The organism is Clostridium sp. 2218st1_F5_2218SCRN_220325 (genome assembly GCF_039062665.1).
In the GTDB taxonomy this organism is placed as follows: Bacteria; Bacillota; Clostridia; order Peptostreptococcales; family Peptostreptococcaceae; genus Intestinibacter.
Genome location: NZ_JBCLNH010000023.1, coordinates 24,291 through 46,556, shown reverse-complemented (window position 1 = coordinate 46,556; position 22,266 = coordinate 24,291). Strand labels below are relative to the sequence as shown.

General features: G+C 26.7%; 24 protein-coding genes. 18 read left to right on the top strand and 6 right to left on the bottom strand.

All coding sequences use genetic code 11. The features are described 5' to 3' along the window. Nucleotides 1-324: 324 nt before the first annotated feature. The 12 genes from ABCM86_RS12630 (at nucleotide 325) to ABCM86_RS12575 (ending at nucleotide 9,585) form a co-directional block, all read left to right on the top strand. Nucleotides 325-1,518: a pentapeptide repeat-containing protein gene (locus tag ABCM86_RS12630; protein WP_295733641.1), complete on the top strand. Its 1,194-nt coding sequence runs from the start codon at nucleotides 325-327 to the stop codon at nucleotides 1,516-1,518. Nucleotides 1,519-1,675: 157 nt separating this feature from the next. Further along, on the top strand, nucleotides 1,676-2,362 hold the full coding sequence (locus ABCM86_RS12625; protein ID WP_343004098.1) for a hypothetical protein: 687 nt from the start codon (nucleotides 1,676-1,678) through the stop codon (nucleotides 2,360-2,362). 33 nt (nucleotides 2,363-2,395) lie between these two features. Continuing rightward, entirely contained in the window at nucleotides 2,396-3,214 is an 819-nt protein-coding gene (locus ABCM86_RS12620) for a hypothetical protein (protein WP_295675800.1), read from the top strand. Nucleotides 3,215-3,317: 103 nt separating this feature from the next. Next, nucleotides 3,318-3,989 carry a response regulator transcription factor gene (locus tag ABCM86_RS12615; RefSeq protein WP_195931088.1) on the top strand — a complete coding sequence of 224 codons (672 nt, stop codon included), beginning with the start codon at nucleotides 3,318-3,320 and terminating at the stop codon, nucleotides 3,987-3,989. Then, nucleotides 3,979-5,235 carry a HAMP domain-containing sensor histidine kinase gene (locus tag ABCM86_RS12610; RefSeq protein WP_295675824.1) on the top strand — a complete coding sequence of 419 codons (1,257 nt, stop codon included), beginning with the start codon at nucleotides 3,979-3,981 and terminating at the stop codon, nucleotides 5,233-5,235. The genes ABCM86_RS12615 and ABCM86_RS12610 overlap by 11 nt, the downstream gene beginning before the upstream one ends. Before the next feature lie 89 nt (nucleotides 5,236-5,324). Next, nucleotides 5,325-5,633: a thioredoxin gene (gene trxA / locus ABCM86_RS12605; protein WP_195931087.1), complete on the top strand. Its 309-nt coding sequence runs from the start codon at nucleotides 5,325-5,327 to the stop codon at nucleotides 5,631-5,633. 12 nt (nucleotides 5,634-5,645) lie between these two features. Further along, on the top strand, nucleotides 5,646-6,515 hold the full coding sequence (locus ABCM86_RS12600; protein WP_295733638.1) for an NAD(P)/FAD-dependent oxidoreductase: 870 nt from the start codon (nucleotides 5,646-5,648) through the stop codon (nucleotides 6,513-6,515). Between the two features lie 307 nt (nucleotides 6,516-6,822). Continuing rightward, nucleotides 6,823-7,389, top strand: coding sequence for a TetR/AcrR family transcriptional regulator (locus ABCM86_RS12595; protein WP_343004097.1), 567 nt, complete (start codon nucleotides 6,823-6,825; stop codon nucleotides 7,387-7,389). After that, entirely contained in the window at nucleotides 7,389-7,541 is a 153-nt protein-coding gene (locus ABCM86_RS12590; protein ID WP_195931084.1) for a flavodoxin family protein, read from the top strand. The genes ABCM86_RS12595 and ABCM86_RS12590 overlap by 1 nt, the downstream gene beginning before the upstream one ends. A gap of 148 nt (nucleotides 7,542-7,689) precedes the next feature. Further along, nucleotides 7,690-8,058, top strand: coding sequence for a metalloregulator ArsR/SmtB family transcription factor (locus tag ABCM86_RS12585; RefSeq protein ID WP_195931083.1), 369 nt, complete (start codon nucleotides 7,690-7,692; stop codon nucleotides 8,056-8,058). A 2-nt stretch (nucleotides 8,059-8,060) separates the two neighbouring features. Next, nucleotides 8,061-8,465, top strand: coding sequence for a NifB/NifX family molybdenum-iron cluster-binding protein (locus ABCM86_RS12580; protein ID WP_195931082.1), 405 nt, complete (start codon nucleotides 8,061-8,063; stop codon nucleotides 8,463-8,465). A 256-nt stretch (nucleotides 8,466-8,721) separates the two neighbouring features. Then, complete coding sequence (locus ABCM86_RS12575) at nucleotides 8,722-9,585, top strand: cation diffusion facilitator family transporter (RefSeq protein ID WP_195931176.1); 864 nt, start codon at nucleotides 8,722-8,724, stop codon at nucleotides 9,583-9,585. 107 nt (nucleotides 9,586-9,692) lie between these two features. Here the strand turns inward: ABCM86_RS12575 and ABCM86_RS12570 are convergent, their stop codons facing one another. Both ABCM86_RS12570 and ABCM86_RS12565 read right to left on the bottom strand, forming a co-directional pair. Further along, on the bottom strand, nucleotides 9,693-10,175 hold the full coding sequence (locus tag ABCM86_RS12570) for a hypothetical protein (protein ID WP_195931174.1): 483 nt from the start codon (nucleotides 10,173-10,175) through the stop codon (nucleotides 9,693-9,695). Nucleotides 10,176-10,282: 107 nt separating this feature from the next. Continuing rightward, complete coding sequence (locus ABCM86_RS12565) at nucleotides 10,283-11,554, bottom strand: ArsB/NhaD family transporter (protein ID WP_295733632.1); 1,272 nt, start codon at nucleotides 11,552-11,554, stop codon at nucleotides 10,283-10,285. Between the two features lie 291 nt (nucleotides 11,555-11,845). Here ABCM86_RS12565 and ABCM86_RS12560 point away from each other — a divergent pair, with 291 nt between their 5' ends. The 4 genes from ABCM86_RS12560 (at nucleotide 11,846) to ABCM86_RS12545 (ending at nucleotide 16,909) form a co-directional block, all read left to right on the top strand. Next, a complete protein-coding gene (locus tag ABCM86_RS12560; RefSeq protein ID WP_195931170.1) occupies nucleotides 11,846-12,088 on the top strand; it encodes a hypothetical protein in 243 nt (80 codons plus the stop codon). Nucleotides 12,089-12,213: 125 nt separating this feature from the next. Beyond that, nucleotides 12,214-13,158: a radical SAM protein gene (locus tag ABCM86_RS12555; protein WP_343004096.1), complete on the top strand. Its 945-nt coding sequence runs from the start codon at nucleotides 12,214-12,216 to the stop codon at nucleotides 13,156-13,158. 110 nt (nucleotides 13,159-13,268) lie between these two features. Beyond that, the gene (locus tag ABCM86_RS12550; RefSeq protein ID WP_343004095.1) at nucleotides 13,269-15,371 is read left to right on the top strand and encodes an SNF2-related protein; all 2,103 of its coding nucleotides are present in this window, start codon (nucleotides 13,269-13,271) and stop codon (nucleotides 15,369-15,371) included. A gap of 152 nt (nucleotides 15,372-15,523) precedes the next feature. Then, nucleotides 15,524-16,909 (top strand): MATE family efflux transporter, encoded by a 1,386-nt coding sequence (locus tag ABCM86_RS12545; protein WP_295675783.1) that lies wholly within the window; start codon nucleotides 15,524-15,526, stop codon nucleotides 16,907-16,909. Nucleotides 16,910-16,975: 66 nt separating this feature from the next. Here the strand turns inward: ABCM86_RS12545 and ABCM86_RS12540 are convergent, their stop codons facing one another. Further along, nucleotides 16,976-17,167, bottom strand: coding sequence for a hypothetical protein (locus tag ABCM86_RS12540; RefSeq protein ID WP_195931162.1), 192 nt, complete (start codon nucleotides 17,165-17,167; stop codon nucleotides 16,976-16,978). 89 nt (nucleotides 17,168-17,256) lie between these two features. After that, a complete protein-coding gene (locus ABCM86_RS12535) occupies nucleotides 17,257-17,508 on the bottom strand; it encodes a hypothetical protein (protein ID WP_295777600.1) in 252 nt (83 codons plus the stop codon). Nucleotides 17,509-17,652: 144 nt separating this feature from the next. On the opposite strand from ABCM86_RS12535, the gene ABCM86_RS12530 reads away from it, so the two are divergent. Beyond that, on the top strand, nucleotides 17,653-18,423 hold the full coding sequence (locus tag ABCM86_RS12530) for a lysophospholipid acyltransferase family protein (RefSeq protein ID WP_195931160.1): 771 nt from the start codon (nucleotides 17,653-17,655) through the stop codon (nucleotides 18,421-18,423). Nucleotides 18,424-18,456: 33 nt separating this feature from the next. Here the strand turns inward: ABCM86_RS12530 and ABCM86_RS12525 are convergent, their stop codons facing one another. Together ABCM86_RS12525 and ABCM86_RS12520 are read right to left on the bottom strand one after the other, a co-directional pair. Further along, nucleotides 18,457-18,765: a DUF1540 domain-containing protein gene (locus tag ABCM86_RS12525; protein WP_243269605.1), complete on the bottom strand. Its 309-nt coding sequence runs from the start codon at nucleotides 18,763-18,765 to the stop codon at nucleotides 18,457-18,459. 182 nt (nucleotides 18,766-18,947) lie between these two features. Further along, nucleotides 18,948-20,159 (bottom strand): sodium/glutamate symporter, encoded by a 1,212-nt coding sequence (locus ABCM86_RS12520; RefSeq protein ID WP_343004094.1) that lies wholly within the window; start codon nucleotides 20,157-20,159, stop codon nucleotides 18,948-18,950. A gap of 90 nt (nucleotides 20,160-20,249) precedes the next feature. Between ABCM86_RS12520 and ABCM86_RS12515 the strand changes: the two genes are divergently transcribed. After that, nucleotides 20,250-22,247, top strand: a complete 1,998-nt coding sequence (locus ABCM86_RS12515; RefSeq protein ID WP_343004093.1) for a translation factor GTPase family protein — start codon at nucleotides 20,250-20,252, stop codon at nucleotides 22,245-22,247. Nucleotides 22,248-22,266: the final 19 nt, after the last annotated feature.

Below are 22,266 nucleotides of genomic sequence, written 5' to 3'. Positions count from 1 at the left end.
ACTGTAACATGAACATAAACTTATGAGCTATTTTTTTATCCATTTTTAAGTGTTGCACTTAATATGATAATTCATCAAATTAAAAATAAATTAAAACTGCTAAGTATAAAACCTTAGCAGTTTTTTTATTATAGACTTTATTATTGAGTATGTTTATATACTAAATAATAAACTACCATCTATATTGGAAGGAATAACCTTGCACAGAGTAATTTCAGTTAAGTATAAGGCTTTATAATAAAACAAATATACGTAGTATTAAAACAAATATTATGGTAATAATATTTAAAAATGATATATTTTATATATTAAAGGAGTATTTTTATGCCTTATGTAAACTTTAAAGAAGAAAATTACAAACTAGAAAAACAAATATCAAAAAGAAAAGAAAACAATAAAAAAATTAGGTCTCAAATAAAAAATGACAAGAGTTTAATAAGCGGATATAGCCTTACAGGAGAGTACAGTTTTAAAAATACAAAAAAACAGCTTATAGGAATTAGTGGAGTTTTAAAAGAAGAAGATTTCCAAATTATAAATGGAGAGGATTTTATATGTGCTAATTTTTTTAACTGTAAATTTCAAAATATTAAATTTATAGATTGTTTCTTTATTGGATGTAATTTTAAAAAGTGCAGCTTCGGTGGAGGAGGAATTATATTTGAAAATTGCACATTTATAAAGGAAGACTCGATAAAGACTCCATCTCTAAATATAAAAGATAATTTTTCGTGTTATTTTGAAGACTGTTATATATATTCACAGTTTAAAGGAAGTAATTTATCTTATGCTTTATTTGAAAAATGCACATTTGAAAATACAAATTTTGAACTTACAGATATGCAAGGTGTCATTATAAAAGATAGCGACTTATTTAAAATTTTAGTCTGCGATTGTGGTATGCAAAATTTAAAAACTAGAAAATGCTATATAAGTGATTTTGAATTTGACGATAAATATATGACAACTTTTGATACCAAGACCTTCTTTGATAAGCTCCTACATAGAAAAAACGACAGAGATGAATACGAAGGCTTTTATATGATATATCAAAATATCGCATTTCAATATGAACAAAACAACTTAAAAAGCAATTTTGGAGAGTACTACTACCTAGGAAAAAGAGAAGAACATAAAACTCTGGATTTTCTATCTAAAATTAAGTCCTACTTATATTGGTTTTCGTGTGGATATGGAGAACGACCAATTTACAGTATTTATTTTAGCTTTGCTATAATACTAATATTTACATTTTTATTTTTGATAGTAGGAGTAAATATAGACGGAAGAATAGTTAAATACAACAGTATAATCGCCATAGAAACTTTATCCTTTGGAAAATTCTTTGAAGAATTTTTAAATGCATTTTCACTTAGTACAGGTTTATTTACAGGAGTTGGCAATGAAATATGCGACCCTATATTTGAATCAGCTATATTGGCTGATATAGAGATGGTCTTAGGTGTTATTTGTATGGGAATAGGTATAGGTACACTAACTAGAAAAATTATAAGATAGATATAATAATTAAGGTTTAATAAAGGTAGATATGTTAATATAGCTAATCAAATAAAATATATAATTTTATCTGATTAGCTTCTTTTATATTAAAGAAAAGTGTAAAAATAATGGTTTTATGGTACAATTAATAAAAAGAAATAAATGGAGGAGAACAATGGCTTCTAATCAAAGAATAGACGAATTTTTAAGACTGCAAGACAAGGGCATTTCTTTGGATGAGATTGCTTCTACCTTGGGTGTAAAACCACAAACATTAAGAAGAAATTTAAATAAAAATGGATATAAAAGTGTAAATGGTAAATATATAAAAGATAATAAAGAATCTATAAATACATCTGTACAGGTATCTTTTGTAGATAATACATTAATTAAAAATGAACAAAACAAAAAAGAAAACAAACCAAAATCAGCAAAGAAATCTTCTATAGAGAAAAAACTTAAATCAAAAGAAGATAAAGTTGAAAAATCACCTGAGAAAATAAACAATAAAAAAAATAAAGCTAAAGAAGATACAAAAGATGTAACTAAAAATAAACAAAAATCTACAAAAGTTAAAAAAGATAGAAAAATAAATTTAACTCAAGAAGATTTAGATAAACTATGTGAAGTTTATGATTGGTACTTAGAGGTTAGAGATTGTAAATCTTTAAAACCAAAAAAACAAAAGAAATCCATAGCTATAGACTTTGAAGAAACTAGTGACAAAACAGTAAATTTAAAAGTAGATAAAGGAGTATGGGATGATTTCTTGCGTCTATGTAGCAATTCATCATACGATAGAAAAACATTAGTCACACAAGCGCTTTATGATTTTATGAAAAACCACAAAGATCTACTTTAAATGACAAAATGATTTTGATAGGGGAATTTATATATGAATAATAAAAAATTAATATTTACATCATTATTAACTGTAATTGCTATAGTAATATTAATTGTAGTTTTTAGACTTAATGAATCAGAAAAAGAAATAGGGTATGAAGTTGCAAAGAGCGAGGCAAAAGTATTAGAAATAGAAAATACTAAGATAACTGGTATTTCTCATAATACGACAAAAAATAATGTGAGTACAAAGATAAAAAATAAATCAAATAAAATACTTAAAAATATAAGTATAAATTATGTTGAATTAGATGAAAATCAAAATAAAATATCTACAAAACAAGTTCCTGTAGAAATTTCGCTTAAAAGAGATGAAAAAGCTCTTATAAAAATTATCCCTCAAAATTACACTTATACTATAGATATAATAGGATATAGTTATGAAACAGAAGATTATAATGTAAATGTAGATTTAAATGAGAATACAGCAAATATAGAAAAGCTATCTAATTTAGAAGAGAAACAAAAAGAATTAGAAGACATGCTTAAATACGATATTTTAGAAATATACGACTTTAAAGGGATTGATGATACTAGCTACAAAGTAAAAATTAAAAATAATTCACAAAAAAACTTAGGAAATATAATATTAAAAGTAGCTGAAAAAAATTCAGATGGTGAATATATAAGTGTCAGCAATATATCTAATAATTCAACATTAAAAGCAAAAGATTTTAGTGCATTAATGCTAAATAGTACTGATAAAGAAAATACTTTAGAGATTATAGGATATACTTATGATGATATAGAAAATAAATCAAATATAGATATCGATTTAAAGACTAATACTGCAAGTATTGTAAGAAATTAATACACAAACAAATCAAGCTTCTATAATATTTATAGAAGCTTAATTTAATATAAATACAAATTGATTATAAACAATTGATTAATGACATTGTTGGGAGGTATATATGAAAGTTTTAGTCGTTGAAGACAATATAAAATTATTAAAAAGCATTTTAGATGAATTAAATACTCATTTTGAAACAGAGTCATGCAGCGATGGTGAGGAAGCACTTTATATGATAGAGCAAAATATATATGATTTAATTGTTTTAGATCTTATGCTTCCTAATTTATCTGGAATAGAGATATTAAAGTCTATGAGAGAAAAGTTTATAGATACACCAGTATTAATATTAACAGCTAAAGAATCGCTAAATGATAAAGTAAAGGCTTTTGAGATAGGGGCAAATGATTATCTTACAAAACCATTTTATATGGAGGAGTTAGTTGCTAGAATATATGCTATTTTGAGGACTAATGGAAAGATGCAAGATAGAAACAGCATAGACTTTAGAGATTTACATTTAGACTTAAATAAAAGAAGGGTTTTTGTAAAAGATGAAGAAATAGAGCTTCAAAATAAACAATTTAATTTGCTTGAATACCTTCTTTTAAATAAAGGTTCTATATTATTAAAGGAGCAGATTTATGATAGAGTTTGGGGTATTGACTCTGATGTTACAATAGAAATTGTCGAAGTTTATATAAGTCATTTAAGAAAAAAACTTAGCAAATATGGATATGATAAATGTATAAAAACAAAAAGAAAAGTAGGTTATATGTTTGATGATAAATAAAGAAGTCATTACAAAAACTCAAAAAAGGCTTATCAGAATAAATATGCTTGTAGTTTCAGGTTTTTTAATTTTACTTTGTATGTTTACATATGTTTATTTTGGATATACAAATAACAACAATATAAATAAGCAAATGGAAAATGAACTAAACTCTATAATAAGTCAGCTAGAGAATTTAGATTCTAGATACGGGCTTATGTTAGGTTTAAAGGCTGAAGGTATAAAATTACAAAACCCTAAAGATATGGTGTATATGTACATAGACAACACCCTAATAAAAGTAAATACTAACCCGTATTTTGGAGATAATGAACCAAAGTTTAAAAATCAAGGTGATGGATTTTATACATATTCAACAAAAGAAGGATATCAACTAAGAGAGTGTAATTATACATATAAAAATTGCACAATAAGAATATTTAGAGAGATAAGCAGTGAGATAAGTTCTAGAAGACAACTATTGCTTACTATGATAAAAGTAGTAATAATATTTTGTATACTAACATACTTTATAGCTATTTATCTTACAAGAAATGCATTAAAACCAATAGAGGTAACTTGGAATAATCAAGCTAAGTTTATTCAAGATGCATCACATGAGCTTAGAACACCTATAACAATAGTATCATCTAAATTAGAGGGGCTTTTAAAGCACCCAAATAATACTATAAATGACGAGGTTGAAGGTATAGCTGATGCGATGAATGAAACTAGAAGACTTAAGAAAATGATAAATGACTTACTTACACTTACAAAAGAAGACTATGTGGATTTAGTTACAAAAGAAGAAGTCGATTTAGAAGCTTTAGTAAAAGATATATGCGATGATTTCTTTGATATAGCAATGATTCAAAATAAAACATTAAAGATTTCTTCACAATTAAAGCATAAAAATATATTAAGTGATAAAAATAAATTAAGACAGTTATTTATCATTTTTATAGACAACGCATTTAAATATACAGAAGAAGAGGACTATATAAAAATTTCTCTAAGTGAAAAAGATGAAAAAATATATATAAAAATCGAAGACAATGGACTTGGTATAAAAAAAGAAGAACTACCTCATCTCTTCGATAGATTCTTTAGAAGTGAAAATGTAAGAAATAAAGATATAGACGGCTCTGGAATAGGACTTTCAATAGCAAAAGTAATCTCAGAGAGTCTAAAATACAAATTAAAAGTAGACTCAGAATATGGTAAGTGGACAAAGTTTGAAATAATTATACCTATAGATGAAGATTAGAAAAAATTAACAGAATAAAAAAATGGTACTCTTCCAAAAACATGGGTATAATTGTTAATATAGTAGATATAATTTAGGAGGATATATAAATGGCTAAAATAATAAACTCAAATGAATTCAATAATACAGTAGAAAGTGGAGTTGTAGTAGTAGACTTTTTCGCAACTTGGTGTGGACCTTGTAAAATGCTTGCTCCAGTATTTGAAGAATTAAGCGAAGAATTAACTGATGTAAACTTTGTAAAAGTAGATATAGACCAAAGTATGGATTTAGCTCAAAAATTCAGAATAGTATCAGTTCCAACAATGAAAATATTCAAAAATGGAGAAGAAGTAGATACTTTAATGGGATTCATGCCAAAAGACGTGTTAAAATCAAAAGTTGAAGCACACTTATAAAAAGGTGATATTATGAGATATGATATAGCGATAATCGGAAGCGGACCAGCAGGTCTTAGTGCTGCAGTTAATGCAAAAATAAGAAATAAAAGTTTTATAATATTTGGAAATAAATCGCTTAGTACTAAGATTGAAAAAGCTCCATCAATAGACAACTATCTTGGTCTTTACAATATATCAGGAGCTAACCTTAAACAACATTTTATGGATCATATAGAATCTATGGATATACAAATTGACGAACATAAAATAACAAATGTATACTCTATGGGTGATTACTTTGCACTTGCAAGTGGATCTGAAATGTTTGAAGCGACTACTGTAATAATTGCAATAGGTCTAGATAGTGCTAAATCAATAGAAGGAGAAGACACTTTCCTAGGAAGAGGTGTAAGTTACTGTGCAACATGCGATGCACCGCTTTACAAAGGAAAAGATGTATGCGTACTTGGATATAACGAAGAAGCGATACATGAAGCTAACTTCTTAAACGAAATAGCAAATAAAACATATTTTGTACCTATGAGAAATAACATCAAAAAAGATTTATCATTAATAGATTCAGGAGTTGAAATACTAGATAAAAAACCTACAGAAATACAAGGTGAAATGTTAGTAAATAAATTAAACTTCCAAGATGAATCACTTGATATAGATGGCGTATTCATAATAAAAGACAGTATGTCACCTAAAAATTTAGTTCCAGGATTAGAGTTAAACGGTGAACATATAAAAGTAGATGCAAATATGAAGACAAATATAGATGGATTATTTGCTTGTGGAGATTGTGTCGGAAGACCATACTCATACTTAAAATCTGCAGGTCAAGGTTTAACAGCTGCATTAAATGCAGTAGAATATATAGCAAAAAAATCTAAATAATATAAAAGATTTTGATAGATATTTAGAAAAGACGGCTTATGCCGTCTTTTTTTTAGTATTTGAGTATATTTTATATTCAATGATGATTGTTTTGAATTTATTATTATAAATATAGACAAAAATATAAATATGTCTATATTTAGACATATAACTACTACTGAAGATTTATATAAAAAATATTTTGAGATATATTTACAGATGTCTAAAGACTTTATAAAATCTAAATGATTATGTTTATTTAAATATAATTATCTTAAATATATTTTGAAAGTATTTAGAATACAGATTTTTTATAAAGGAGAAATTTATGAAAAAAGTAAATAAAACGAGATTTGCTAAAAGGGCTTTGGAAGACTTTAGTCGTACAATGATTGAATTGCTTTCAAAGAAACCATTTGAAAATATAATGGTCAGCGAAATTTGTGAGATAAGCAATTATCCAAGGGCTACTTTTTATAATTATTTTGAAGATAAGTATGATCTTCTCAATTATTGTTGGGATTGTTTTGGAGAAAAAATAGATTTTCAAAATGACTATGATTATATGGATACTGATGAAAAAATGTATGATTTATTTAACAGCCTTTACGATTTTTTTGAAAAAAATATAGAAATACTCAGAAGGATAACAAAACAAAATAATCCAAATGGAGAGTTTATGCAAATTTTTAAAATATATATGAAAAATCAAATAAATATAAAAATAAAAGGTTGCAGTTGTATTGAGAAAAAGAAGGTACCACATGAAATGCTTTTAGAACACTACAGCAATACAGTTGTTTTAGTATTAGAGTGGGGATTTTTAAAAGAAAATATTTTATCAAAGGAAGACGCAAAAATATACTTAAAGTATTTATTAGAAGGAGGAATATAATGATTTTTTATTTTTCAGCAACAGGAAACAGTAAATATGTAGCAGAGAAAATATCGGGACAAACAGGAGAGAAAATAATCTCTATTGTGGATTGTTTAAAAAATAATAATTTTGACTTTGAAGTAGATAAAGATGTCCTAAATTTTCAATAAATTATAAAGAAAAAACTAAAGCGCACGGTCAATATTTAAATCCTAATACAAAAATATAAGCATATAAAAGTGGTAAATAAGTTGACTTTTTCAATTAAGAGTACTATTATTTAATTAAGTAAATACTTAATTAAATAAGGAGTTAATTATGAAGGATTTAGTAAAAGTTTTTAAAGCGTTGAGCGATGAAACAAGGCTAAAGATATTGTTAATTATCTCTAAAAAGACAATTTGCCAAAAGGGTATTTCAAAACATCTTGGAATTTCAGATTCAGCAGTTTCTCAGCATATAAAAGTGCTAAAAGAAGCCGGGATTGTCACAGGAATAAAACAGGGATATACAGTTATGTATATTATAAATGATGATTGTTTTCATGAGGCTATGTTGTTTTTAAAGATGATAAACGATATTGAAGACGACACATTTATAAACAAAGAAAAATTAAATGAAATACAACTTAATTGTTGTGCAAATTGTAAGTTAAATAAAAAGTGTTGTAAAAATAGGGGGATGTAGATATGAAAGTATGTATACCAGTTTCAGAAAATAAAGGAATGGAAAGTTTGCCATATGGTCATTTTGGTTCTGCACCAGAATTTATTATATGCGACTTAGATTCAAAAGAAATAAAAAGTATAAATAACGGTGACTTAGGTCATGAACACGGCAAATGCCAACCACTAAAAGCACTAAAAGGTCAAGAAGTAGATGCTATAATAGTGTGTGGAATAGGCGCTGGAGCTATAATGAAATTAAATGAAATGGGAACTAAAGTTTATAGAGGTATAAATGACACTATAGAATCTAACTTAAAATTATTAAAAGAAAATAAGTTACAAGAGTTCTCAGTAAACGACGCATGTTCTCATAACCACTCAAAAGGAAATGGATGTGGCCATGATCATGGACACAATATAAAATAATAAAATATATTTAACATATAAAAAAAGCTACTGATTTTTGGTAGCTTTTTTTATTATATAGTAAGTATTATAAAAACACAGAGTATTAATATTTGATATTATTTTGCATATTTAATAATTTAGTATTTATATACAAAATATTATAAATTTTAAATTAAACTAAAAATAAAATCACAAAAAAAAATTACAACAATATACTATTATTATATAAAAAAATAATTATGTAAAATTTCTCACAGATATTAGGAGGAAGGTTATGGACAAATATAAGAAAGTAAAAAATATCTTATTATTCATCCTTGTGGCGAATTTAGCTGTAACAGTTATGAAGATAGTTGTTGGAAGCTTGACAAATAGCTCAAGTGTCTTGGCCGATGGTTTTCACTCACTTTCTGATTCTGCTTCAAATATTGTAGGCATTGTGGGAATTTCGATAGCTGCAAGACCAAAGGACAAAACACATCCTTATGGTCATACTAAATTTGAGATGCTATCTAGTTTATTTATTGGAATGATGATGGTATTTATTGCATTAAAAATTGTAGCCGAGGCTATTTTACAAATTAAAAATCCAGAAAGCTTAAATATGACTACGATTAGTTTTGTAATTTTAATAATTACCTTGATAATAAATATAATTGTAACTAAATATGAATATAGCGTTGGTAAAAAGGTCAACAGCTACATTTTAGTTTCAGATTCTCTTCACACAAAAAGTGATGTTTATGTATCTCTAGGTGTTTTGATAACTTTAATATGTATAAAGCTAGGTTTTCCAGTAATAATAGATAAGTTAGTATCGTTTGTTGTTGGAATATTTATTTTGCACGGTGCATATGAAATTTTCAAATCGACTATTAGTATTTTAGTAGATAGTGCTGTAATAGATGAAAATATAATAAGAGAAATTGTTGTAGAATTTAGCGAGATAAAATATATTAAAAATATTAGAAGTAGAGGATGTGAAAATAATATATATATAGATATGGATATTATGGTTGAGCCGGATATGACCGTTGAAAAATCACATGAGCTAACTCACAATATTGAAAATACTATGAGAGAAAAGTTAAATAAAAATATACAAGTAGCGACTCATATTGAGCCGTTTCACAAATAAAGAATTAAGAAAATTAAAACGTAAGAAATAAATTTATATAAACTAAAAGAAAATTAAAAGGCTACCTATATAAATATGATAGCCTTTTTAGCGTATTTATTTAGACTTTAATCGATTTTTTTAGAGTGATTTATTAAACTTTCAAGACGTTTATTTAAATTGTCTATAGTAGTATTTATTTGACCTAGTGAATCGCTTACTAAGCTATCTTCTTCTACTTGATAATTTAAATAAAAATCATCTAATTGTCTTACAAATTTATTTGCTTGAGCTGTAGCCTCTAAGAAATCGTCAAAATGTTCGCTTTTAATTCCTTTTCTAAACTTAGCTATATCTTTTTTTATAAAATCAACTATCTTTACTTCAGTTGAGAATGTACCATTAGGTATTGGATATGGCTCTATCCTCTGTAAGAAATATTTATTCTTTGCATTTATATTGTATGTATACATAACCTCAAAGTCATCATCAAGTATAAATTTTATAAAATAAAGGCAGCCCTGCACTTTTTGGATTTTGCTAGCACCTAACTGTCTAAGTCTTATTTCAATTGAGTCACCATTGACTGAATCAATTCTGTTAAATGACATAAAACTTTACCTCCCTTTTGAAAATACTTTATTAAAGTATATGTAAATATGGATAAAAAATATTTTTTAAATTTATGCAAAAATAGTTTTTATATAAATTTAAATATCTATATCGCAAATTTTATTGTTAAATAAATTGTTGAAATAATTACTGTAAATATCATTATAGGAAAACCTACCTTTAAGAAACTTTTAAAGGTGATAGGATATCCATGCTTTTGACCTACACTAGCTAAGACTACATTAGCAGATGCACCGATTAGTGTACCATTTCCACCAAGACATGCACCTAGTGAAGTAGCCCACCATAGTGGTGTTACATCCATACCTTGAGTATGCATTGTAAGTATTAGTGGGATAAGTGTAGCTACAAAAGGTATATTGTCTAAGAATGATGAAACTATTGCAGAAATCCAAAGAAGTAAAAACATTGTAAGAATTACATCACCATGAGTTTTTTCAACTAATAATTTAGCAAGCATTGAGATTACACCGGTATTTGAAAGACCACCTACAACTATAAATAATCCAGCAAAAAAGGCTATAGTAGGCCATTCAACGCTGTATATTATCTCGTGAGGGTCTTGTTTTCCGATTAATAATAATATACAAGCTCCAGTTATTGCGACTACAGAAGATTCAATACCCAATTTACTATGAGTCATAAATCCTACTAATATAAGTGCAAGAACAAATAAACTCTTTATTAATAATGTCTTGTCTTGGATAGCTTTTTTTTCATCTAAGTTTGAGATTAATTCTTCGGCTTGTGGACTTTTTACTAATTCTTTTCTATAAATAAATTTAAATATAAATATTAATAGTAAAAGAATTATTAAAATTACTGGTCCTAGATTTACTACGAAATCACCAAAACTAAGCCCAGCAGCACTACCGATCATAATATTAGGTGGGTCACCGATTAATGTTGAAGTACCTCCGACATTAGATGCGATAATTTGTGTCATTAAAAACGGAATAGGATTAATAGAAAGAATATCGCTAATTACAAGTGTCATAGGTCCTATTAATAATACAGTTGTCACGTTATCAAGTATTGCAGATAAAACGGCTGTTATTATCATAAAATAAACCATGATTTTAGACGGATCTCCTTTTGAGATTTTGGCTGTTAATATTGCGACGTATTCAAATAATCCTGATTTTTTTACGATTGCGACTACAATCATCATGCCAATTAGTACAAATAATGTGTTAAAGTCTATATGGCTAATTCCTTCTTCAAATGTAACTATTTTAAATAGAAACATCAAGGCAGCACCAGATAATGCTACAACAGTTCTATCTATTTTTTCACTTATTATAAGTATCATTACAATAGCGAAAATAGAGATAGCTATTATTTGTTGTGTATTCATGTTATTTTCCTCCAATTCCATAAAATATAAACTACTTTATGATAGTACTTTTTGGATTAAATTTCCACATAAAAAAAGTAAAAAATATATAAAAGTTTTTTATTATATGTCACATTTTTAAACATAGTGTAGAGAGAAAACATTTATTCCAATGTATATTGAAATAAATTATATAATATGTAGATTTTTATAAATTTAAGATATAAGTTAGAAAAAATAATTATAAATTGTACAATAAAAAAGGATAATATATTTTTTTATCGAAATATAATACTAAAGGAGGGGTTACATATGGAGAGATGGCAAAAGATGAATGTATATTTTAGTTTAGTAGGACTTATAATATTTATTGTGTGCATAATATTTATAAAAAAACTGCCAATATTATTATTAGCAGCAGCTTTTGCATTAGGAATAACATTTAATTGTTTTAAAACTATATATAAAAAGATACCGCCTCCAGGATATGAAGAAGTTGAAAATAAAAACAAAAATATTTCTAAAAATAAAAAGAAAAAAGCTAAAAAAAGATAGAAAAAATCCATCTTCTAAATATAGAGGGTGGATTTTTGTATATTTATATAAAAAATATATAAATGCACAATATATAAATTAAATTATGATATAATAGTATAAAAAATGATATTGAGGTTGAATAAATGAAGGATGGATTTAATAGAGATATAGATTATTTGAATATATCTTTAACAAATATATGTGATTTAAATTGTACGTATTGCATGCCATATAATGACGTAGCTACATATAATAAAGGTAGATATTTGAGTGTGGATGATTATAAATTTATAATAAAGTCAATGTCAGAATTAGGGATAAGAAAAATTGAATTTACGGGCGGCGAACCACTTCTAAATCCTAATTTAGTTGACCTTATTTATTATGCAAAAAATTACTGTAATATAGAAGAAGTTAGTTTAACTACTAATGGAATTAAATTTTCAGAACAAGGTCTAAAATTAAAAAATGCAGGCTTAGACAAAGTCAATATACAGATTAATTCATTAAAAGAATACAAATACGAATCTTTAACTAGAGGAGGAAATTTAGGGCTTGTATTAAAATCATTTTCTACAGCACTTAATTTAGGGATAGAAACGACTATAGATACACTTATCATAAAGAATTTTAACGATGATGAGATGGATGATTTTATACAACTTGCAAATAATTTTCCAATAACTTTGAGGTTCTTTGAAATGATGTATGTAGGGAAGTTAGATGGTTTATTTAACGAAGGTTATTTAAATGTAGCTGATATAATAAATAATATGGACAACATGACTAAAATAAAATCATATGACAAAGTATGTAGATATTATTACAAAAACCCTAATTCAAGAGGTAAAATAGGTATAGTATCTAGGTTTTATGATACAAACTGCTGGAGTTGTGACAAGATAACACTTAGTTATGATGGTAAGATAAGGCTTTGTAGATATGAAAATAAAGAGTACGATATTTTTAATTTTATAAATAAACCACTTACTTTTTCAGAAGTGATGAAAGATATTATTAAATATAAACCTAAAGATTTTAATGAAATAAAAAACAATATTACATATAGGAATATAAACGAATTATAAAAATTAATTTTATATCAAAAAGAGCATAGAACGCTCTTTTTTTAATTTGTAATAAATATATACGTTATAATATTTTAAATTTATAGGATAATAAGATATGAGGTGAAAATATGGAAATTTCAAATATAAGTGAGATACTTAGACGAAATACACAAAGAGAAAAATACAATAGTGGTTTTGTCTTTTATAAAAACAATTATGTAAGCAATAATTACACTAACTTAAATGGATCTAATGCAAATTTTTATGGAAGTGTATATGATGAGTACCATAGAAGAACTTATACAGCTATGATAAGTATAGATTATAATACGAGGATAATATCAAATATAAGTTGTGATTGCCAAGATAGCGTATTTACTACAGGTGAGATGAGAATATGTCCACATATGGTAGCCGTAGTACTAAAAGGTGTAAAATATCTTCAAGATAAAAATAAAGAGACTTTAGATGAAAAAGACGTCGTCATAAATCCAAAAGTTATTTTTGATATAACTCAGTCTAGAAATTCAAACTTAGGTGCAAACTTAGAAATAGAGGGAGTAGATAAAAGTGAATACGATAGAATTTTTAAATCGTATAAAGACAACTATAAATACCACCTTATGCCTAATGGAAGTTATATCGATTTAAGAGATAATGATTTAGAAAAAGTATTTAAGATAATAGATATTTTGGGGTTATTTGACGATTTAGAAAAGATAAAAATACCAAATAATAAATCTATGTTTTTAGAAAATATACTACAAGATGAAGAAATGAGTTTTATAAATGGCAAAAAATATGTAGATAATGTAATTAAAAAATACGATAAATTAAATAAGGATATAGAAGTTCCTCAAAATCTAAATGCAAGTCTTAGAGATTATCAAATTGAGGGATTTGAATTTTTAAAGACATTATCAAATTACAACTTTGGTGGGATACTTGCAGATGAGATGGGTCTTGGAAAGACTATACAGACAATAGCATTTTTACTTTCAGCAAAAAATAAGCAAAGTATTGTTATTACTCCGACAGCGCTTATATACAACTGGAAAAGCGAATTTGAGAAATTTGCACCAGATTTAAAAGTAGGAGTTGTATACTCAAATAAAGAAAAAAGACTAAAAACACTGCAAAAATATAAAGACTACGACGTTATACTTACGACTTATACTACATATAAAAACGACATGGAAGAATATAAAAACTTAAAGTTCGACTATTTAATAATAGATGAAGCTCAAAATATAAAAAATCCAGATTCAGTTATAACACATGCTATAAAAAATATAAATGCAAAATCAAAATTTGCACTTACAGGAACTCCAATTGAAAACAATCTTTTAGAGCTTTGGTCTATATTTGATTTTATAATGCCTGGATATTTATACAGCAAATTAAGATTTGAAAAGATATTTGTAAGAGACGATAAAAATTCAGATCTTTTAAAGAAGATGATAAAGCCTTTTATATTGAGAAGGAGAAAAAAAGACGTTATAGACGAACTTCCAGACAAAATAGAACAGAAATTTTATGTTGAACTAGATAAAGAGCATAAAAAAGTCTACAATACTTTTTTAAATATGCTAAAAAAACAAATAATAGATACAAATAGCGACAACATAACTTTATTTTCATACTTAACTAAATTGAGAATGCTTAGTATATCGCCTGAACTAGTAGTTAAAAACTATAAAGGCAAAAACTCTAAGTTAGAGATGCTTATGAGGATAATAAAATATAGCAAAGATAGAAAGATATTAGTCTTTTCACAATTTACACAAGTATTATCGCTTATAGCAGATAAACTAGAAAAAGAAAACATAGAATTTAATTATCTAGATGGAAAGACAAATGCTAAAGATAGATTAGAATTAGTAGAAGATTTTAATACTAATAAATCTAAAAAAGTATTTTTAATATCATTAAAAGCTGGCGGTACAGGTCTTAATTTAACTAGTGCATCTATGGTTGTTCACTTTGACCCTTGGTTTAATCCAGCTGTTGAAGATCAAGCAAGCGATAGAGCACATAGAATAGGACAAAAGAATATAGTCGATGTCGTAAAACTAATATCTAAAGATACTGTAGAAGAAAAGGTAGACGCTATAAAGGAATATAAAAAAGAATTAGCAGATGAAATAATAAATTTAAATCTAAAAGAAAATAAATCTATAAAGACATTGTCGAGAGATGAAATAATAGATTTATTTGAAGTTATGGAGTAAATATAATTAATTTATAATAAATACAAACAATTTACAATTTGTTTTATATAAATAAAATATTTTTTGTATAAAATAAAAAAGTTTTCTTATTTACAAATGATATGGTATAATTTTCTTATTGCAAAAAATGTATTAATAAAAAGGAGATTGAGATGAGTAAGAAAAAAAACGCAGACTTAGAAAATGGGAGTATTGGAAAACTTTTAGTTACTTTGGCAGTTCCATCTATAATAGCTCAAATAGTGAATTTACTTTATAACATGGTAGATAGAATCTTTATTGGTAGAATGCCAAGTGGAGATTTAGCTATGGCAGGAATTGGTATAGTAACTCCGATAGTACTTTTAGTAACAGCATTTAGTTCACTTGTGGGATTTGGCGGGAGTCCACGAGTTGCTATAAAAATGGGGCAAAAAGACAAAGAAGGTGCAGAAGAGATTTTAGGAAACAGCTTCTCACTAATTATTATAATTGGTTTAATTTTAACAACAGTATTCTTTATATTTAAAGAACAAATTGTAATGGCATTTGGAGGAAGTTCAAATACAGCACAATATGCTATCGATTATTTATCTATATATCTTATAGGAACAGTATTTGTTCAAATAGCTGTGGGAATGAATCCATACATAAATACTCAAGGGTTTACAAAAATAGGGATGATAACAGTTGCAATAGGGGCAGGTCTTAATATAATACTAGATCCAATATTTATATTTGGATTAAATCTAGGTGTAAAAGGTGCAGCTCTTGCGACTATAATTTCACAATTTGTATCTGCTATGTTTGTACTTAAATTCTTATTTGGAAATAAAACATTATTAAAAATAAGAAAAGAACATCTAAAACTAAAAAAAGATGTAGTATTAGCAACATTGGCTTTAGGTATTGCACCATTTATAATGCAATCTACAGAAAGTATAGTTTTAATAAGTTTAAACAATCAGCTACTTAAATACGGCGGTGATATAGCAGTAAGTGCTATGACTATAATGAGTAGTATGATGCAGATGATAATGTTACCTATGACAGGTCTTACACAAGGTGCTCAACCTATATTAAGTTATAATTATGGTGCACAAAGATACGACAGAGTTAAACAAGCATTTAAATTACTATTTATCTCTAGTTTAACTTTTACAATGTGTGCAGTTTCACTACTTATGATATTCCCTGAATTCTTTGTAAAAATATTTAGTGGCGATATAGCTCTTGTAGAGATGACTTCATGGAGTATGAGAATATACTTTGCTGGAATGGGAATATTCGGTATGCAATTATCATGCCAACAAACTTTCTTATCATTAGGTCAAGCTAAAATATCTTTATTCTTAGCTTTACTTAGAAAGATGATACTATTAGTTCCGCTAATATTTATACTACCAATGTTTATAAGTGACGGACTTACAGCTGTATTACTTGCAGAGCCAATAGCAGATATAATTGCTTGTTTAACAACAACTACTATGTTTGTTATATTCTTTAAGAAAAACTTCCCAAAAGATGCTCAAAATAAAGTTACAGCAAAAGCTCAATAAAATTAAGTGAAAATAAAAAGGGATAATTGTAAATTTGATTTACACTTATCCCTTTTATAATTTAATCTACATTGCTTTATAGCAAACAATATGTTCTTCAATTTTGCCGTTATTATTTATAGTAACTAAAAATTCCTTGTAATGAGCATTATGTGGTCTATAATATTCACATGAAATTACATTTTCATTATCTTCTAATTCTAAAAACTCACTGTCTTTTAAAAACTTTCTATTTATTAATTCTAATAATCTATCCATAATGACCTCCTGGCATAATATATAAAATCAATACTCTATATCTAATATATACCCAGAAAATCCCATATAAATCGTATATGAGTAAAAATCTACTCTATCATAAGCTCAATATGGTTGTTGTCTACAGTTTTAATTTCGCCTATATAACCTGTCAACTCGTAATTAAAGGCATCTTTTACAAGTTTAAGAAACTTTTCGCAGTCTATAGCATCTTCTCTATAATAGAAAAAATCAAAGCAATTATTGTTTATCAGTCTTTTTACAAATTCAACAGGTAAATTTAAATTTATGTATTCTCCTGTGAAAGTATTAATATTTATTATAAGTGTTCTATCATCCATACACAAAACCCCCTTTATAAAGTTTATATATTAAAAAAAAAATTAGAATAAACTTTTTGTAATTAGTAAAAATATTTACGAAAGGAGTAGTTTTGTGATACAATGATTTATTGGAAAAATATATAAGATGAGGAGCTGTGAGAAGTGTTTAATTATTTGAAGTTCGCAATATTTCAGATTATAGGGTTTATTTCCTCTTTGCCACTTGTTAGAAAATTCACTAAAAGTCCGCAAAAATACTCTAATGAGGAAAAATTCGAGTTTTTACAAAGTCAAGCTACTAAATCTCTGGATTTAGTAAATATTAAGCTAAATATTTTAGGTAAGGAAAGAGTTCCAAAAGAACCCGTACTATTTGTAATTAATCACTCTAGTATGCTTGATAGTTTTATACTTATATCTAGTATACCAAAACCAGTTGGTGTAGTAATTGCAGATGTCCCTACTTGGAGAAATATCCCAATTGTAAAACATTGGATAGATATTACAAAATCTGTATACATTAACAGAGAAAATAATAGAGAAGGTATAAAAAGCATTAATAAATGTGCAGAAAATATAAAAGAAGGTCAAAGTATGGCTATCTTTCCAGAAGGAGATTTAACTTGGGTAAAAGACCCTAAATCTTTAGTATCTGACTTTAAGGCAGGTGCCTTAAAAATTGCATATAAAGCAAAATGTCCAATAGTTCCTATGGTAATAAAAAACTCTCTAAATACATATGAAGGATATGAACCAATAGGAAAGATAAATTCTAAAGATGTAGAAGTTGAATTTTTAGATCCTATATATGAACATTTAGAAAATCCACGACTTAAAACTGTGGAACTTGCAAAAACTATAAAAGAAAAAATGATTGATGAAATGCAAAAATATCAATCAAAAAATCCAGTAATGAAACAAGAAATAATATAAATAAAAAAGGAATCTCGCCTGAGATTCCTTTTATTAGTTTTTGACTCTAAAAGTATCGCAATTTCCGTTTTCTTTAGATATTAAAACATGGGCTGCATTACAACCTCCATAAAAGTTATATGTACAGTTTTTAGCAGAGCAACTAATATTTTGGCTATTTGTGATACTGTCGTCTTGTTTTGAACTTAAAGACTCAAATGAGCCTTTTACATACGTGTCGCAATTTGTATCTTTAAAATCTGTAGCATCGTAACCGCTTACTTTTATATGAGATGCATAACAATATCCGTCGTGATTGTATGCACAGCTAGATACTATACAGTTTAAATTACTTTTCATCATAGATATCACAACTTTCTAATAAATTTTATTTATAATATATAGGAAATAAACTTCCTTTTATATTGTGGATAAGTATAATTTACGTAAATATTATTAAAGAAATCTATATAAAAAATTAAAATAAAGATTTCTTTATTTTTTATTATGATAAAATTTATGTTTTTTAATACAGCTTTATGTATTTATTTTAGAAAATTTATAAAAAACAATATGCAAGGCATTGAAAATGCATCAAGTAAAAATGCACCTACCATAGGCACTACTAAAAATGCAGTTTCACTTTTGCCGTATTTGTTTGTAAGTGTCGACATATTTGCAAGTGCATTAGGTGTAGCGCCTAATGTGTGTCCAATAAGACCGCTTACCATAATAGCAGCGTCATAATTTTTACCTAAGACTCTAAAGCATACAAATACTCCATAAACAAGTACAAATAAAACTTGGAAAAGAACTATGCATACTATTGGACCTAATAAGCTAGATAATGCATATAAATCTATACTCATAAGCGCCATAGTTAAAAACACATCTAATGCTACATTTTGCACAAATTCAAATAAATCCTGATAAAAATCAAAAAACTTAACTTTGATATTTATATTTGAAATTATTACAGATAAAAGCATACCTATTACTATATTTGGAATTAAGATATTTGTTTTTAAATTTATTATGTTCGATATAAAAAACGATATATTCATAATCAAAAGCAACATTAAGACATTTTCTAAAAAGATCATAGGAGTCAAATTTGCTTTATTTTTAGGTATATTATTTTTAGTCTTAGAAATATTAGATAAATTACTACTTCTTGTAAGTGGCTTTAGATTGTATTTTTGTATTAGAGCTTTTCCAACAGGGCCACCTAGTAATCCTCCGCTTATAAGACCTAATGTAGCAGCGGCAATTCCTATTGCTACGGCGTTTTCTATGCCGATACTCTCTATAGTAGTTCCAAATGCCAGCGAATATCCATGTCCACCTTCCATAGATACAGCGCCACACATAAAGCCAAGCAGAGGTGTAATATGTAAAAACTTAGATAAAAAAAATGCTATTAGATTTTGACAAAGTCCTAAAAATGCACATAAAAGCCAATATAGAAATAATAATTTTCCGCCGCCCTTTGCACTAAATATATTTATACAAAAACCAATACTTATGAAAAATGCAGAAAGAAAATAAGGCATAAGCGACGTATCCATAGTTATCTCCAGTAGATTAAATTTTTTTAAAAAGAAAATCAGTATAGAAAAAAATAGACCTCCTATAACAGGTGTCGGGATACAAAGTGTATTAAAAATCTTTAATTTATCTTTGATAAAATTTGCAAATAAATATAATATAATGGACAAAATCAAGGTAGATACTATATTTAAATTTAAATTAATCATCAAAAGACCTCCTTTGTGTGATAATATAGTTTTAAGTATTATTTACTAAAAAAAGTATTATTATAAGTTTATTAAAGAAAGAGGTATAAAATGATTAAAACAATCGGAATACTAGCGCACGTCGATGCAGGAAAGACATCTTTATCAGAGCAAATTTTATATCATACAAAGGCGATAAGAAACAGAGGTAGGGTAGATCATAAAAATACTTTTTTAGATAATTATGAAATCGAAAGAAAAAGGGGCATAACGGTATTTTCTAAAATTGCTAGATTTTTTTATAATGAAAATGAATATTTTCTTGTAGATACTCCAGGTCATATCGATTTTAGTGGTCAGATGGAGAGAAGTCTAGACTTTTTAGATTATGCTATACTTGTAGTTAGTGGTGTGCAAAAAGTGCAGTCACATACATCTACAGTTTTTAAATTACTTAAAAAGAAAAACATACCTACTTTTATTTTTATAAATAAAATAGACAGCGAAAACTATTTTTTAGAAGAAGTTTTAGAAGATATAAAGCAAAAATTAGATGAAAATATAATTGATTTAACAGATGAATTTAAAAATGAAGATTTTAGTGAAGATGTTATAGATTTTATAGCAGAAAGAGATGAAAATCTAATGGATATATATTTTGACTCTGGATACAATAGAGAGCTTTGGAATAAAAATCTAATAAAACAAATAAAATCTTGTAATATATATCCAATATTTAGAGGTTCAGCATTAAATGATATAGGAATTGAAAGCTTTATAAAAGCATTTGACTACCTTACTACGACTTCTTACAACGAAGATGAAAAATTTTTAGCAAAGGTATGTAATATAAAATACGAAGATAAAAATAAAGAAGTGTACATAAAGGTTTTAAGTGGAAGCTTAAATGTAAAAGACGAGATAAAATATTTTTATAAAGATAAAATACTAGAAGAAAAAGTAAACTCTATATTTATAAAAAATGGAGAAAAAAAGCAGATAAATAATAATATATCAGCGGGCCAAATAGGAGCCATAATAGGACCTACAAACCTTGAAATAGGTCAGTATATAACTTTAAAATCAAATGACAATATAGATTTTTTAAAACAAACTAGAAAAGACACTATAATTCCAACTCTTAGAACAAAGGTAGTATTTGATGAGAATCTAAATATAAAAGATGTATTAGATATATTTAAGATTTTAGAAGCTGAAGAGCCGAGTTTAAACGTAGTTTATAGTGAAAAATTAAAAGAAATAAGCATAAGTATAATGGGAAAAGTTCAATTAGAAATACTAAAAGAATTTATATTAAATAGATTTGATATTGAAGTTGATTTTGGAAAATGTGAAATTTTATATAAAGAAAGTATAAAAACACCTTGTATAGGAAGTGGACATTACGAGCCTCTAAAACACTATGCAGAAGTTCACCTAAAAATAGAGCCAAATGACAGAGGAAGTGGGATAATATTTGAAAGCAAGGCCCATGTAGACAACTTAGATATAGGCTCACAAAATCTAGTAAAAACACATGTACTTGAAAGAAAACACCATGGAGTATTATGTGGGTTTGATTTAGACGACTTAAAAATAACTTTAATAGATGGAAGAGACCATAAAAAACATACAAGCGGTGGCGATTTTAGGCAGGCAACTTATAGAGCTATAAGACAGGGGATTGAGCAATGTGAAAGTATAATACTAGAGCCTTTTTATAATTTTGAAATAGAAGTAGATGATAATTATTTTGGAAGGGTTATATCTGATATTCAAAGATTAAATGGAACTTTCGAAATAAAAAATATAAACAATAAATCAATAATAAGCGGAAGAGGACCAGTTTCTACTTTTATGGACTACCAATTAGAACTTATTTCTTTTACAAAGGGAAGCGGAAGAATTTCACTAAACTACGATGGATATGACAATTGCCACAATCAAGACGAAATAATAGAATTAAAAAATTACAATAAAGATGCTGATGAAGATTTTACATCAAATTCAATATTTTGCTCAAAAGGAACTTCTTACTCTGTAAAGGGGAGTGAAGTAAAAGAGTATATGCACTGTGATTTAGAAGAGATAATTAATAAATGGTTATAATAAATAAGTCTATATTAAG